Raw genomic sequence first — 14,641 nt, 5'->3', positions numbered from 1 at the left:
GTGAATAAATACATAAAAGGAGCTAACAACCATGACCATCATTAATTTAATGCAAGCGTATGAATTAGATAAACTATCCAAATTAAATTTATCAGACGAGGAGATTTTACGAGCTTTGCGTTCGGGGGATGTATCAGCTTGGCAAGAACAAGTACCAAACTATGAATTTAGTGAGACAATGGCTCTTTTTCAGGAAGGGGAACAAAAGTTCTTAGATGCGTACAATGGCCATTATCGAATCAAGTATGTAACATTACCAGGCATCCAACGTTTATTGCAGCTACGCTTTCAATTAGAAGAAGGGGAGGATTACCAACTATTAGAAACAGGTATCCAGCATTTAACGTGTGATGAGGAGACAGTCACAAGACTTCAGCAAATGTTATCGACAAACTGGTCACTAACAAAACAAGAAGATGGGACTTATTCAGTTTTTGTAAAATAATTCCATGTGTGTTGTGAGACGAATTGACATGGACAGTTACCCATCTACTGTTTTTTCAACGCGTCTCACACAGCAAATAAAGTCTACTAGATTTTAATATTCATTTATCGTGAACTTTATGCCTAAAATCCTATAACTGTCACAAAATAGTTGTAACAAAAAACCTCTTTTTAAAAAGGGTTTTTTTATTACCCTCAAATAGAACATTTGTTCTGTAGTGCGTAAAAGGGCATTTTTTTTCAATAAAGTTCCCAAATTTATATTTGGGAACGTTTTTTCATGGTAAAATAGAGCAAATAGAGGTGATGAGCATGCAAAAAACAAAACAACCAAAATTCATGAAGGATTTTCTTGTCTATTTAACAACCATCAAAGGAAAGTCTCAGCGCACAAGAAAAGAATATGAATATGACCTGACCTTATTTTTTCGCTTCTACAAAGCTGTCCAGGAGGATTTGGATATAGAGAATTTATCCACCATTGATATTGGCACTATTACAATAGAAGAAATACGCGAAATGAAATTAGAGGATCTTTATTTATTCATGGAATATTGCGAAGTACAGCGAGGCAATTCAGCTGCTGCAAGAGCGCGAAAAGTGGCAACATTAAAATCCTTTTTTAAATATTTAAAAGGCAAACGTCGACTTATCGAGGAAAATCCAGCAGATGAATTAGAAACACCAAAGATAGGCAGAAAACGACCTATTTATATGAACCTACAAGAAGCTACACAATTTATAGATGGGATAAAAAGCAATCAGGCATCCCCGAGAAATTATTGCATGATGATGTTTTTCTTAAATTTAGGAATACGTGTCACCGAGCTATGTCAGCTTAACAAGACATCCATTCAAGGACGTTATTTAACCGTAATTGGGAAGGGCAACAAAGAGCGCACAGTCTATTTAAATGATAGCTGTATGCAGGCACTTGCTGACTATGAAAACAGTGGGAAGACACCCTATAAAGGAGAAGGCGAGGAGCCCCTTTTTGTGTCACAAAAGGGAACACGCTTTACACGTCAAACCGTTGCCAAAATCGTTAAACGCATTAATCAGCAGTCAGGTCTTCAAAAAGAACGTCTTACACCACACAAGCTACGCCATACATCTGCAACGATGATGTATAAAGCAGGGGCAGATATCCGTAGTTTGCAGCACATTTTAGGGCATTCTAGCGTCGCAACCACGCAAATTTATACACATATTGAAGATGAGCAGCTACAGCATGTTTTAGAGAATAATCCATTTAATATTGTTCGTGAAAGATGATTTTCACCCCTCCATATCGAATATATAGAAGAAGACCTAATGAAAGGGGTAGCCTAAGTATGTCAAACGTCAAAGATCATCTTGATGCCACAAGAACACAATTGCTTCAGGAGATTCACTCATTGGACGATACAGCCTTTAATAAGAAACCAGATGCACAAAGCTGGAGTGTAGCGCAAATCTGCCACCATCTCGTATTAGTAGAGGAAGCAACAAAGAAAGCCATTACATGGGGATTAAAGGCAGAGGAACAGTCAACACCCGCTCGAAAAAATGTGCAGCTCATCTTAGATCGAACAAGAAAGTTCCAAGCACCGCCTATTGTAGAGCCAGCAGAAGAGCCCTTCACTGTTCAAGCGATGCTGGATTTACTCGCTACAACAAGACAGAACCTCCTCGCTTTTTTGCAAACAATCGAGGAACCCGAAGCATTAGCTAAGCGCGCTGTGCAGCACCCAGCCTTAGGAGAATTACCACTCGACCAATGGATTGAAATGGTCTATATGCATGAGCAGCGTCATATCAAGCAATTACAAGAAATCGTTAGAAAATAGCATGTATCAAAGGAATTTGGCCACTGGGAGTGAGCTAAATTCCTTTTATTGTTATTCAATTTTTCTGTTATAATCTCTTGACGTGCTACATAATCTGTTATATATTAAATAAAAATAATAAAAACTGTTATAAAACAGATTTCGTTAGAGGAGGAATTTTAAATGTCAAAATATCGTGAAGGTTATGAATTTTATTGTGAAATGTGTGAGCGCTACGGATTAGAGCCAATTTCTTTCCGCTATTATGTATTACAATTATCACAGCAACAACTTTCAGCTTACAATATGCAAGCAAAACAATTAGGAATTTAAAAGGATGTGATTATGACGGAAGCCGCCGTGAATATTTTATGAAAAGCCCAGCCATACTAAATAAAATGGTCTGGGCTTTCGTGATTTCATCAAGAAATTTCAGATAATTTATTGACAAGTATAGTAGTCTGTTATATATTTTTAAACAAATAATATTTCTGTTATATAACAAAATGAACTAGATATTATAGTAGCGAATGGGAAAGGAAGTTATGAGGATGACGGATTATCGAGAAGGTTATGAATTTTATCGTCAAGTATGTGAGGAGCATGGGCTAGAGCCTATTAATTTTCACTATTACATTTCAAGTTTATCCCAAGAGCAATTAGATGCCTACAACAAGCAGGCGAAATCGATAGGGGGTTCAATAGAATATGAGGTCTCTTAACATCTAAAATGCCTTACTTCCTATGCGGGACAGTAAGGCATTTTACTTTAACAAAAATTTTACAAGACATCAAAACGTACTATATGAAACTTTTATATTTTGTATTAAAAAGATAAATAGCCTAAATAAACTAACTTATATAGTTCAAAAGTATTGAAAAACTATATATTTAGACAATTTCAAGGTGTTTAGATACACTAAATTTTGTCTATTTTATTAAAAACTATCAAATGCTGCTTTGAATGTTTTTGAGATTTGGGTTGAATTAACTGCTTTTTTAAGACTATAATATAATTACATAAAAAAGGGCGATATACCACAACTTTATACCTCGCTGTAAGATAAAGCAAAAGTACCAAACCCTTCATATTTTAATGAATGGAGAATGAAAATGATGAATATCACGCCTAGTAGTGTTAATCAAATGAACTACAGTCTAAAAGAATTACAAGATATCTTTTCCGCCATGAATAGTTCCATCATTGTAGCGATTACAGATCGCACCGGAAAAATTACTTTTGTTAATGATCATTTTTGTAAAATTTCAAAGTATACGCGTGAAGAATTAGTTGGCCAAGATCACCGTTTACTAAATTCAGGCTTTCATCCTAAATCTTTCTTTAGAGAGATGTGGAAAACAATCGGTAATGGCGATATGTGGAATGGCGAGGTGTGCAATCGTGCGAAAGATGGCAGTTTATATTGGGTGAAAACAACGATTTTTCCGTTCCTAGATGAACGAGGAAAGCCTTATCAATATATTGCCATTCGCGTAGATATTACAGCGCAAAAGGACATTAAAAAAATTACTCATATTGCCTATCACGATGAACTAACAGGGCTACCAAATCGTCGCAAATTAGAACAGCGTTTAGAAAATGAATTTCATCAATCTCGACGTACAGGAGAGAAGTTTGCGTTATTTTTCATTGATGTGAATCGTTTCAAACACATTAACGACGGACTTGGTCATATTATTGGCGATATGTTTTTAGTGGAAATGTCCAATCGTCTGCGCAATATTGATCATACATCGAATTCTTTCTATCGCCACAATAGCGATGAATTTGTCATGATTTTAAATGATGTCAATCGCATTGATGAAATGGCTAAGGAAATTATTGGCGTCTTCAATGAAAGCTTTATTGTCGATACCTATGAATTTTACGCGAGTATTAGTATCGGCATCAGTGTATTCCCAGATCATGCAAACTCTGTGGAAGAATTATTGAAAAATGCGGATATTGCTATGTATGCAGCAAAATCTACACGAGGCAATCAATATCGACTCTATCGTGATAATATGGACGAGGCCAATGATAAATGGCTTTTGCTTGAAACAAAATTACATCAAGCATTAAAGCAAGATCGTCTAGAATTACATTATCAGCCAAAGATCGACTTAAAAACGGATTCTGTTATTGGTATGGAGGCATTGCTACGCTGGTATGACCCAGAATTAGGTCATATTCCACCAGATCGTTTTATTCCATTTGCAGAGGATTGTGGGCTGATTAATGATATCGGTGTCTGGGTTTTACGTAAAGCCTGTGCTCAAGCTCGTCAGTGGAATGAATCACATGAATTGCTATTGCGTGTAGCTGTGAATATTTCGCCGATTCATATTAGTACAGGTGGCTTTGTAGATATGGTGCGTGGTGTCATTGCAGAAACAGGCATTGACCCTCATTTATTAGAAATTGAAATTACCGAGATGAGTATGCTTGATTATACGGAAGATTTAATTGATACGATCAAGCAATTACGAGAACTAGGTATTACTATTTCATTAGATGATTTCGGGACAGGCTATTCATCGTTAAATTACTTAAAAAAATTCCCAGTGGATGTGCTTAAAATTGATCGTGCCTTTGTCCGTGATATCGTACCTGAAAAGTCAGGAATCGCTATGATTTCAGCCATGATTTCATTAGCCCATGCCTTAAACCTACAAGTAGTAGCTGAGGGTGTAGAGGAGGAAGCTGAATTAAACGTCCTGCGTGAGCATGGCTGTGAGTATGTGCAGGGCTATTATTTCAGTAAGCCTTTATCCGTAGGAGATTTTACGAATCTCATTGTTAATACTGTCACAAATAAATCCAGCTATTAATTGCTATTCCTGAATGATTTTGCTAAAGTGGGATAAAGTAAAACTGTAAACAAGATAAACCATTTGATGATGTGGCCAAGTAAGTAAGAATTGTGAAACAGAAAATATAGCAACTGCTGAGAGCTATATCACCGCTTCTTCACTGAACACCTACCACGGAGATGTTATGCAAACATAACCGAGTCGTTTTCGTTACCAAACGTGAGAGGGCTTTAAATTCTATTTAAAGCTAAATCAAGGTGGTACCACGTCATCCCAGCACAAAGACGTCCTTATTCAGAGGACAGCTTTGTGCTTTTTTCTTGATTCAACAGCATTCATTTTACAAAATTGGAGGAGAACACATGTCAAAACAACTAGAAGATTTTTCGAAATGGTATATTGAGACCATCCAAAAAGCCGATTTAATGGATTATACACCTGTTCGAGGCTGTATCGCCTTTAAACCAGACGGCTATGAAATTTGGGAGCATATTCAGGAGGAAATGGATCGCCGCTTTAAAGAGACAGGACATCGTAATGCCTATTTCCCGATGCTTATTCCTGAATCCTTCTTCCAAAAGGAAAAGGATCATATCGAAGGGTTCTCACCAGAGCTTCCTTGGGTAACCGAGGCAGCAGGAGAACAATTAGAAGAACGGCTAGCGCTTCGTCCAACATCTGAGACGATGATTGGTCATCTTTACTCTAATTGGATTAAAAGCTACCGTGACCTACCAGTGCTGATCAATCAATGGGCAAATGTCTTCCGCTGGGAAAAGAAAACACTACCTTTTATTCGTACCTCTGAATTTTTATGGCAAGAAGGGCATACTGCGCACGAGGATGAAGCAGATGCTCGTCAAGAAACAATGCAAATGCTAGACATTTATAAAGAAGTGGTAGAACAGGTGCTAGCAATTCCAGTCTATGATGGACAAAAAACCCCTTCTGAGCGTTTCGCAGGGGCTGTCGATACGTACTCTATTGAGGCAATGATGAAAAACGGCAAGGCTGTTCAAGCAGGAACATCGCATTATTTAGGAACAAAATTTGCTGAAGCCTTTAATATTAAATATTTAAATAAAGCAAACCAGCATGAATATGTGCATACAACATCTTGGGGTACTTCTACACGCTTAATTGGCTCGGTTATTATGGTGCATGGGGATGAGCAGGGACTTGTTTTACCTCCACGCATCGCACCAACGCAAGTCGTTTTAATTCCAGTAGGTCCATGGAAAAAGAACCCTCAAATCATGGAGCATTTAGATGAGATTTTTGCGGCCTTAAAAGCGAAGGGAATTCGTGTACGTCTGGATGACTCAGACCAATCACCAGGCTATAAGTTCAATGAATGGGAGCTAAAGGGCGTACCTGTTCGTGTTGAATTAGGGCCACGTGACCTAGAAAATAAGCAAGCTTTACTGAAAGCGCGTGATGAAGAGGAAAAACGAACTGTCGATTTAGCTACAATCATCACAGCTATTGAAGAAGAGTTAACAACAATGCAAACGCGCTTATTAGAAAAAGCTCGTCAATTCCGTGAAGCAAATGCTCACACAACGATTGACACGCTTCTACAATTACAACAGCACATTGACACTGCCAAAGACAATGGGACAATCCCTGGCTGGGTACTTGCTGGATGGTGTGGTGAGGATGCATGCGAGGAAAAAGTGAAGGAAGAAACAAAATATACATCTCGCAATATTCCATTTAATCCACCAACAACGAAAACGACATGTATTGGCTGTGGAAACGAAGCAAAACATATAGTTTGGTTTGCACAAGCATATTAATATCGTTCGAACACCCTCCTATTTTGTAGGAGGGTGTTGTTGTTAGATTATGATAAAATAAAGAGACGTTATGACTTGCCATAAAGAAATGAGGATATGCATGGTGAATGTACAAGCATTATTCAATAACTATCTAAATATCAAATTCAATCGGGGATTACAAGCTGTTCCAATGGAAAACTTTGAGTATGCTGTATTAGACGATCAAAGCGCAGAGCTCTTTTTTAGTGCTCATGAGCATGAAACATTTTTGGCGTGGGCAGAGGAGCTTCAACCACCAGATCCGCAGTACAGTGATATGCCAAATGAGAAACCTATAATCTCATCGAAATTCCATCAGCTCGATGTGTACGATGAGCAAGTATTTTACTATTTAATCTATACTATTAACGCTACGACGAAGATTGTTCCGCGTAATCGTTATAATAAGATGAATGACTTGATGAAAAATTATTGTTTCTTCCAGCTATCTCAGCTAACGTCTATTACTAGATTAGACGATAAGCAAAGACAACAATTAAAGGATTTTTTCTTCTTTTTCTATCTGTATGCGCATCCAGTGAATGAGGAAACGCTATACGCCTTTTCTTTTCTCGACCAGACGTTAGTGCATACAAAAACGAATATCCATCTAGGGCAATATATTTCTTTTTACCATGATTATTTTAATGAGCATTTCTACAACTATCAGGAGCAATTAGTCATTGCGCCTGAAGACATAGATGCTTGTAAGCACCTCACCTTAGAGCTCTTACATACTTTAGAGGGGAAATCCAAGAAGCTCGCGATGCCTTATGAGGAAGGACTAGGGGAAATCATACTATTGCTGAATGATGTCAACCATTTTTTACATATGTATACGGAAAATAAACTAGCATTCTTTCAACTGCTACACAGCACTGTGCTAGAAGAACAGACAAATCCTTATCGAGAACATTGCGTAAGTATGTTATTACAAAATTACGCTACTTATATTTTGTCTTTCCATTTCGGTGAGCTCGATGATTTAATCGAGTATTTTCAGGACCACCCATTACCATGTAAGCTCATCCTCAATAAATTGTTTGCCGAAACGATCTTTTTACAGAAAATCATGAGGCAGTCCAATCTGGACATCAACAACTATCCGAAAATTACTCAGTTTTTCGATGAGGAAGCTAAAAAAATCTATCTCGATAAATAATAGGGAGGAACGTAAAATGACAGATAGCACAAGCTGGAAAAATAATGCGCTGAATCAAAAATTTATTGCTTCATTTAGTGGTGGAAAGGATAGTGTCTTAGCTTTATATAAAGCATCACAGGAAGGTCAAGCAATAGGTCTTATCGTGATGTTGGAGGAAGAAGGGCAACGCTCAAGGTCGCATGGAATGCCACCAGAGATTATCCAGGCACAAGCCGACTCTATTGGGCTACCTGTCTATACGGCTGCTGCAAGCTGGGCCGAGTATGAGCGAGTGTTTATTGGTCTTTTAGAAAATGCAAAAAATCAAGGAGCTGAGGTATTAGTTACAGGTGATTTAGATATGCCTGCACACGGCTGCTGGCATGATCAAGTGACAAAAAAGGCCGGATTAAAGCTTGGTATGCCTTTATGGGAAATGAACCATCGGGAAGCTGTCGATGAATTTATTCACTTAGGATTTAGCACGATGATTGTCACAGTTAACCTATCGTTAGGTATGACCGAAGCAGATTTGGGAAGAATCCTTACTAACGATTATGTTCAGGAACTCGAAGCTCGCGGCATTGACCCTTGTGGTGAGGGCGGAGAATTCCATACAACCGTCTTAGATGGACCGCTTTTTCAGCAGCCAATTACTGTCCGGAAATGCCCAGTAATACGAGATGGAGACTATGCATTTTTACCTTTGGAGCTTGCGTAAGTCACTCAAGATAACCTTTAATGTGATGACCAATTCATTACATTAAAGGTTTTTTTGATCTCTTCTTGTCTTTTTATTTCATATGTAATAAAATTATTACATATGAAAGATATATTTAAAGGTGAAGAGCTGTTAACAGTATTGGGTGCGCTGTCAAATCCTTATCGTTTAAAAATTATTGCCATTCTTCATCAAGAAAAGCAATATGTTAGTCAACTTGCAAGAGAGTTAGGAATTAGTAGACCATTACTTTATTTGCACTTACAGAAATTAGAGGAAGCCAACTTAATTAATGGCTATCATGAGGTTTCTGAAAGTGGTAAAGCAATGAAGTATTATACCCTAAACCCTTTTAGCCTGACCTTAAATGCTGATGTCATTTCCCAAGTTGCAAACGACATCACGGATAAAAATAGTAAGGAGTAGACTTTGTAAGAATTATATAGAAAAGGAGTTTCAACAAATGTCATCAATGTCGATAGTTTCTGTAGTTTCTTTGCTGCCACTTATCGTTCTTATTTTAATTTTTATTTTTGTGTTCAGTGTCATTCGTCGAGCGGAGCGCCGTGCCGAAGAACAACTAAAATTAGATAAAGAAACAGCTCAATTGCAACAACAGCAAATTCAAGAAATAAACAAACGCTTAACGAATATCGAAAATATACTGAAACAAGTGGATTAGGGAATACTACCGTTTGTAGGATTATTGTCCTGTATTAAATATTTGAAGAATTTTCTTTTCAGATAATCAGTCTAAGGATCATCCTTTGTCTACGTATGCTGGATAGTTATAAAAAATGAATTAGTTTAGTAAAAGTACAAGGTGCTCACCTCTGTACTTTTTTTGTATTTCACCTATATCTTTTTTGGTGATTAGAATACATAGCATTTTGTCTAAAATAACATTTGACTGGACACTAAATGGTGGCATATAATTAAGACACCATTTAGTGTCCTATTAGAAAGGGTGGTGGTTTTGAGTAACAATCATCAAGAGCGTGACGTCTATGTAGCTATCGCTGATCCAACAAGACGAACATTGATTCGTTTGTTAGCAGAGGCAGAGGAGTTACCGCTTCACGAATTAACCGCTCAATTTGATATGGGGCGTACGGCCGTATCGAAACATTTAGCCATCCTGAAAGATGCAGGTCTTGTTCTGGCTCGCAAGGAAGGTAGAGAGACGAGGTACCGCTTGAATGCTGCTCCATTGAAGGAAATACAGGATTGGGTCTCGTTGTATGAAGGATTTTGGAAAGAAAGAATATCAAAACTACAGCTTTTATTGGAGGAAAACAAATGAAACCAGATGTATCCTTAGATTTTAAATTTACAAGTTCAATCGAGCAAGTATGGCATGCTTTAACTGATTCAGAGACACTTGCAAAATGGATATGGAGCAATGACTTCCAACCCGTTGTGGGGCATAAATTTCAATTTCGTGCTGAACCAAACGAATGGTGGGACGGCATTGTAGATTGTGAGGTGCTGGAAGTAGAAGAGCCTCACAAATTATCTTATACGTGGACAAGTGCTGGCGAAACGACTACAGTAACTTGGACATTAGCAGAACAATCAGATGGCACAATACAGCTTCACCTCGATCAAAGTGGCTTTAGCGAAGAAACAAAGGCTCGTCAAGGAGCAATTGAAGGTGCTAAATACGCTTGGACAAATATGGGTGCCCAGCTTGAAAAAGTATTAGCCTAGTATTAATTAAATGACAACAGGAGAGCGCAATTCCGTAGCAAGAATTGTGTTCTTTCATTTTCAGTTCCATCTTTTGATATTTTAAAATGGAAGGATAACTAAATGAAGATTAATGAACTAATTGCCAATAATATCAACCGTTTAGATGTCGTTTTACCCGAAGATCAATCGTTAGCGATAGCAGGTTTGTCTGGCTCAGGGAAAACGACATTTTGTCAAACGATTGGGGAAGAGTCAAAAAAACGTCTCGTCTCTTTATTACCAAAGGCTGAATATCAATATTTGTTTCCAAACATTATGGAAACGAACTTCAGTGCCATCAAAATGGAGGACATGCCCCTTGTACTTTTTCTAGGAAAATCCTCAATCTCTAGCAATCCACGTTCCACAATTGGTACACATACAGGTGTTTTTAAAGAAATTCGTAATCGACTGGCAGATGAGTTTCAGCTATCGCCAGAGATGTTTTCCTTTAACAATGCGTTAGGTTGGTGTCCTGCATGTAAGGGGCGAGGCACGACAAAAAATGTAGAATGTAAAAAATGTTTGGGTAAGCGCTATAGTCCAGAAGTGGAGCAGTATAAAATCACTTTATGGAATGAACTCTATAGTATTTCTGATATTCATCATTTAAGTATAGAGGCCATCTATTCCTTATCAAAGGAATTAAATATCAGTGAAGAAAAACAGCATATTCTGCATAATATTATGCAAATGAATATTGGCTACTTAACCTTAAATCGTATTATGGGGACTTTATCAGGTGGAGAATTAACAAGGCTGTACTTAGCAGAATTCATGGCAACAAGCGAAAACACCGTGATTATTGTTGATGAAATTTCTGTGGGTCTGGACCATAACACCTTACTAAAAATTTTAGAGCAAACTATATATGCTTTGGCTGTATTTGTTATATCTGCTATTGTTGCCGCTTTCGCATCATGAATACCCATACCTGTAAAGAACATAAACGATGCGAAAATGGGTAGTAACCATTTTTTCTTCAATTCATTCTTACTCCTTTCAAAAAGCTTTCGCCTTTTTGAACTAAAGTAAGAATAGCATGAAATAGGGTAGAGTTATTTTTCAATAATATTACCGATTACCCTTCAACACCAAAATTGAAACCTTAATTTTAATTGTGTAAAACTTTTGCAATAATAATGGGCAATTTTACTAAAAATATATGAAATTAATGGATTTATAGGGACATAAGTGTTAATTTAAACGTTTTATCCAATTGAAAAATCGTTATTGTAATAGTGGCTTTCCAGCATAACGGTTATTTAAACATTATTATTTTTAGGTGATACTACGTTATGACACTAAGGATAGTGGTAGAAAATTCTGCTTTTATGTAGCTCCCGTAACTGCAAAGTCGTTTACTGTTAGATAGGAAAAGTTAGCCTTAATTTATGTTTTTGAGCAATGGATACGTTAAACTATATAAAATAAGTAGGTTCAACATGAAGAAATACAGCTGCGAGCTAATGAAATAATAAGGAAACATAAATCGAATGAATACTAAAGGAGAAGGAGGTATTCCATTGCAGCAAATTTTTAATGAATTAATAAAACAGGACATCAAGCCATTTCTAATCAAGCTAGGCTTTAAAAGGAAAGGATTGAATTTCTATCGAACAACCGAAAACCTTATCTATCTGATCAATTTCCAAAAATCTTCTGGTAATACAGCCGACACTTTGATGTTTTATGTGAACTGTGGGATATATGCAGCAGAGCTAGCACAGCTACAATCAAGAGAAATGGTGACAGCACCCAAAGAAGCAGAATGTCACTTCCGAGCAAGGATTAACTCCATTGTCGAAAATGCACCTGATCGATTTTCCATCACAGCCACTACAAATTTGGAAGAATTAACAAAATTATTGCTGCTGGGGTTAGAGGAGGTTCATAATTTCTATGAAACGATGACTTCTGCAAGATCCATTGTTGATTATTACATTGCAGGTCCATTTCTGCACTTGGGCGAAGAAAGCTTTCATTTTTTATTACAAGCCAATGATGTTACAACAGCAAAGCTCTATTATAATGCATTGCAGAAGAAGTATGGAACCGAACAGAGGTGGTCCATTTTTCAAAATAAATACCAAGCCATTTTCAATCAATACGGTGTGGAACTTGAGGAAGATTAGGCATCACAAAACCAGAATTTATTCTTGAGCGAGTAACTAGTTTTATAAGTTAGGATTTATTCAATATATTATCTAGTATTCTTCCAGTTATCGGCATAAAAAAATGGAGGATATAGCCACCGAAGCAAACGGTTAATAATGTACCGACACCGATTGGACCATTAAAAAAGATAGCCAACATGAAAAATAAAAGATAAATAAGAGTTCTTGAGAAAAAAATCGTTTTTCTAGTTAATTCTTTGATAATTAAAGTAAGTCGATCTACAGGAATTGGTGCAAAATTTGTGTGTAAATAAGTCGCCGTTCCTAACCCAACTATAACTAAACCAGTAGTAAAACAGACAGCTTGGCTAAACAAAATATCTGGGGATACTACATCGTGTAATAAAAATAACCACATATCAATCCCTATGCCCGTGATCAATGCGGTGATCAACCCTAAAATTTCAGGCTTTTTTCTAGCTAATAGGGAATTACTACCTATTAATAGGAGTGCTAAGATGATTTCCCAACTACCGACCGTTAGCCCCACATTTTTAGATAAGCCTACTAGAAGCGCATCGAAAGGTGAGGTGCCGAGTTTAGATTGAATTGTGAGCGAAATACCTAGCGTTAAAATTAAAATGCCCACTACATAAAAGATATATTTCAACTAAAAGACCTCCTCCTGATATTTTTATTGCAAATACAACAAAATTGCGATAAATTGACTATATACTCTTTTTATTGCATTTGCAATATAAAATCTAGAAAGAGTTACGAAAAGGAGTGGAATCCATGTCTGTTAAATTAAAGAAGTGTGAGCACGCAGATTTAAAACAGCTTCAAGCAATAAGTATTGAAACATTCAATGATACATTTAAAGATCAGAACTCCCCCGAAAACATGAAGGCTTATTTAGAGCGTGCCTTTCAGGAGCAGCAGCTAGAGAAGGAATTAGCCAATTTGGATTCAGCATTCTATTTTATCTATTATGAGGAAGAAATAGCTGGCTATTTAAAAGTAAATGTCAATGAAGCACAATCCGAACGAATGGGAGATGAGTCATTAGAGGTGGAGAGAATTTATGTTCGACATCAATATCAAGGAAAAGGGCTTGGCAAATACCTTATGAATAAAGCAATAGAGGAGGCTGTGGCTCAAAACAAAAAAAGCATTTGGCTAGGGGTTTGGGAGAAAAATGACAGTGCCATCGGTTTTTATCAGAAAATAGGCTTTGTCCAAACCGGCGCCCACTCATTTTATATGGGTGACGAAGAACAAATTGATCTTATCATGACGAAAACACTTGCCTAAATTTTATGGCAGAAACGTTGATTCTCAACATTTCTGCCTGCTGTTTTAATTGCTTCTATTTTTCTTCATGGCCTCAGCCACCGCATCAGCATGGGGATTTTCCTCTTTATAAAGTTCTTTTATAATATTGGCGTAATCACTAGCATTCCGATTTTGACTTAATTTATAGGCTGCCTGCACTTCTTCCACCTTTATTTTAAACCCCTTTATTCCTTTCATTTCTTGCTGCAAAAGCTCAGGAGATAGTTTATCCCACAACACAGGATTTTCACGGAATGACTCATATTTTTCAAGTAAGCTAGTCAAATCTTGTTCTAAAGCTATTCCTTCAATCAGACTTGCCTTTCCATATACATGGACAGCTTGATAATTCCAGGTTGGCACATTTTCATGCTCATACCAAGAGGAAGAGATATAGGCATGTGGACCATTAAATATCACGAGAATGTCTTGTACTTCCTCAAAGGTCTTCCATAAAGGGTTACCATAGGCTAAGTGACCTGTCAGATAATAGTCATCCTCGATTTTTTTCAGCAACACGGGTATATGGGCTGCAATAGGCTTACCTTTTCGAATTGAAACGATTGTTGCAAAGGAATTATGTTGAATAAATTCTTTGATTTCTTCTAAATCCGATACTTTGTAATACTTAGGAACATACATGGAAACCTCTCCTTATACATAAAATCATCGTGAGTTTTTCGAATAAACAAATAATTGCGTAGGCA

At 37.1% G+C, this 14,641-nt stretch carries 17 protein-coding genes and 1 pseudogene; 16 read left to right on the top strand and 2 right to left on the bottom strand.

Annotated elements, in window-relative coordinates; translation table 11 throughout:
- Positions 1 to 31 precede the first annotated feature (31 nt).
- The 15 genes and pseudogenes from V1L66_RS11755 (at position 32) to V1L66_RS11685 (ending at position 12,617) form a co-directional block, all read left to right on the top strand.
- Positions 32 to 445: a hypothetical protein gene (locus V1L66_RS11755; protein ID WP_333004067.1), complete on the top strand. Its 414-nt coding sequence runs from the start codon at positions 32 to 34 to the stop codon at positions 443 to 445.
- Positions 446 to 756: 311 nt separating this feature from the next.
- On the top strand, positions 757 to 1,719 hold the full coding sequence (locus V1L66_RS11750) for a tyrosine recombinase XerC (protein ID WP_333004065.1): 963 nt from the start codon (positions 757 to 759) through the stop codon (positions 1,717 to 1,719).
- 59 nt (positions 1,720 to 1,778) lie between these two features.
- Positions 1,779 to 2,273 carry a DinB family protein gene (locus V1L66_RS11745; protein WP_333004063.1) on the top strand — a complete coding sequence of 165 codons (495 nt, stop codon included), beginning with the start codon at positions 1,779 to 1,781 and terminating at the stop codon, positions 2,271 to 2,273.
- 162 nt (positions 2,274 to 2,435) lie between these two features.
- Complete coding sequence (locus V1L66_RS11740; protein WP_053994852.1) at positions 2,436 to 2,585, top strand: hypothetical protein; 150 nt, start codon at positions 2,436 to 2,438, stop codon at positions 2,583 to 2,585.
- Between the two features lie 218 nt (positions 2,586 to 2,803).
- The gene (locus V1L66_RS11735) at positions 2,804 to 2,974 is read left to right on the top strand and encodes a transcriptional regulator (protein WP_333004060.1); all 171 of its coding nucleotides are present in this window, start codon (positions 2,804 to 2,806) and stop codon (positions 2,972 to 2,974) included.
- 391 nt (positions 2,975 to 3,365) lie between these two features.
- Positions 3,366 to 5,084, top strand: a complete 1,719-nt coding sequence (locus V1L66_RS11730) for a bifunctional diguanylate cyclase/phosphodiesterase (protein ID WP_258858948.1) — start codon at positions 3,366 to 3,368, stop codon at positions 5,082 to 5,084.
- Between the two features lie 344 nt (positions 5,085 to 5,428).
- Positions 5,429 to 6,865 (top strand): proline--tRNA ligase, encoded by a 1,437-nt coding sequence (gene proS / locus V1L66_RS11725; RefSeq protein ID WP_333004057.1) that lies wholly within the window; start codon positions 5,429 to 5,431, stop codon positions 6,863 to 6,865.
- A 100-nt stretch (positions 6,866 to 6,965) separates the two neighbouring features.
- On the top strand, positions 6,966 to 8,048 hold the full coding sequence (locus V1L66_RS11720; protein WP_333004055.1) for a hypothetical protein: 1,083 nt from the start codon (positions 6,966 to 6,968) through the stop codon (positions 8,046 to 8,048).
- A 16-nt stretch (positions 8,049 to 8,064) separates the two neighbouring features.
- Entirely contained in the window at positions 8,065 to 8,751 is a 687-nt protein-coding gene (locus V1L66_RS11715) for a diphthine--ammonia ligase (protein WP_333004054.1), read from the top strand.
- 102 nt (positions 8,752 to 8,853) lie between these two features.
- Positions 8,854 to 9,177, top strand: a complete 324-nt coding sequence (locus V1L66_RS11710) for a winged helix-turn-helix domain-containing protein (protein WP_333004052.1) — start codon at positions 8,854 to 8,856, stop codon at positions 9,175 to 9,177.
- 37 nt (positions 9,178 to 9,214) lie between these two features.
- Positions 9,215 to 9,433: a hypothetical protein gene (locus V1L66_RS11705; protein WP_258858944.1), complete on the top strand. Its 219-nt coding sequence runs from the start codon at positions 9,215 to 9,217 to the stop codon at positions 9,431 to 9,433.
- 294 nt (positions 9,434 to 9,727) lie between these two features.
- Positions 9,728 to 10,054 (top strand): helix-turn-helix transcriptional regulator, encoded by a 327-nt coding sequence (locus tag V1L66_RS11700; RefSeq protein ID WP_016992666.1) that lies wholly within the window; start codon positions 9,728 to 9,730, stop codon positions 10,052 to 10,054.
- On the top strand, positions 10,051 to 10,461 hold the full coding sequence (locus V1L66_RS11695) for an SRPBCC domain-containing protein (protein WP_258858943.1): 411 nt from the start codon (positions 10,051 to 10,053) through the stop codon (positions 10,459 to 10,461). Before V1L66_RS11700 ends, V1L66_RS11695 begins: the two co-directional genes overlap by 4 nt.
- 102 nt (positions 10,462 to 10,563) lie before the next feature.
- Positions 10,564 to 11,346 (top strand): annotated as a pseudogene (locus V1L66_RS11690) (excinuclease ABC subunit UvrA); the annotation flags it as partial.
- Positions 11,347 to 12,008: 662 nt separating this feature from the next.
- Complete coding sequence (locus V1L66_RS11685; RefSeq protein WP_016991720.1) at positions 12,009 to 12,617, top strand: DUF4304 domain-containing protein; 609 nt, start codon at positions 12,009 to 12,011, stop codon at positions 12,615 to 12,617.
- Positions 12,618 to 12,666: 49 nt separating this feature from the next.
- On the opposite strand, the gene V1L66_RS11680 is transcribed toward V1L66_RS11685, so the two are convergent.
- Positions 12,667 to 13,269 carry a YitT family protein gene (locus V1L66_RS11680; protein ID WP_016991721.1) on the bottom strand — a complete coding sequence of 201 codons (603 nt, stop codon included), beginning with the start codon at positions 13,267 to 13,269 and terminating at the stop codon, positions 12,667 to 12,669.
- 125 nt (positions 13,270 to 13,394) lie between these two features.
- Between V1L66_RS11680 and V1L66_RS11675 the strand changes: the two genes are divergently transcribed.
- Positions 13,395 to 13,913: a GNAT family N-acetyltransferase gene (locus tag V1L66_RS11675; protein WP_016991722.1), complete on the top strand. Its 519-nt coding sequence runs from the start codon at positions 13,395 to 13,397 to the stop codon at positions 13,911 to 13,913.
- A gap of 45 nt (positions 13,914 to 13,958) precedes the next feature.
- Here V1L66_RS11675 and V1L66_RS11670 read toward each other — a convergent pair whose 3' ends face one another.
- Positions 13,959 to 14,576 carry an FMN-binding negative transcriptional regulator gene (locus V1L66_RS11670; protein WP_016991723.1) on the bottom strand — a complete coding sequence of 206 codons (618 nt, stop codon included), beginning with the start codon at positions 14,574 to 14,576 and terminating at the stop codon, positions 13,959 to 13,961.
- Between the last annotated feature and the right edge of the window lie 65 nt (positions 14,577 to 14,641).

Source organism: Lysinibacillus sp. IITD104 (assembly GCF_036698265.2).
In the GTDB taxonomy this organism is placed as follows: domain Bacteria; phylum Bacillota; class Bacilli; order Bacillales_A; family Planococcaceae; genus Lysinibacillus; species Lysinibacillus boronitolerans.
This window is presented reverse-complemented; position numbering and strand designations above follow the sequence as displayed.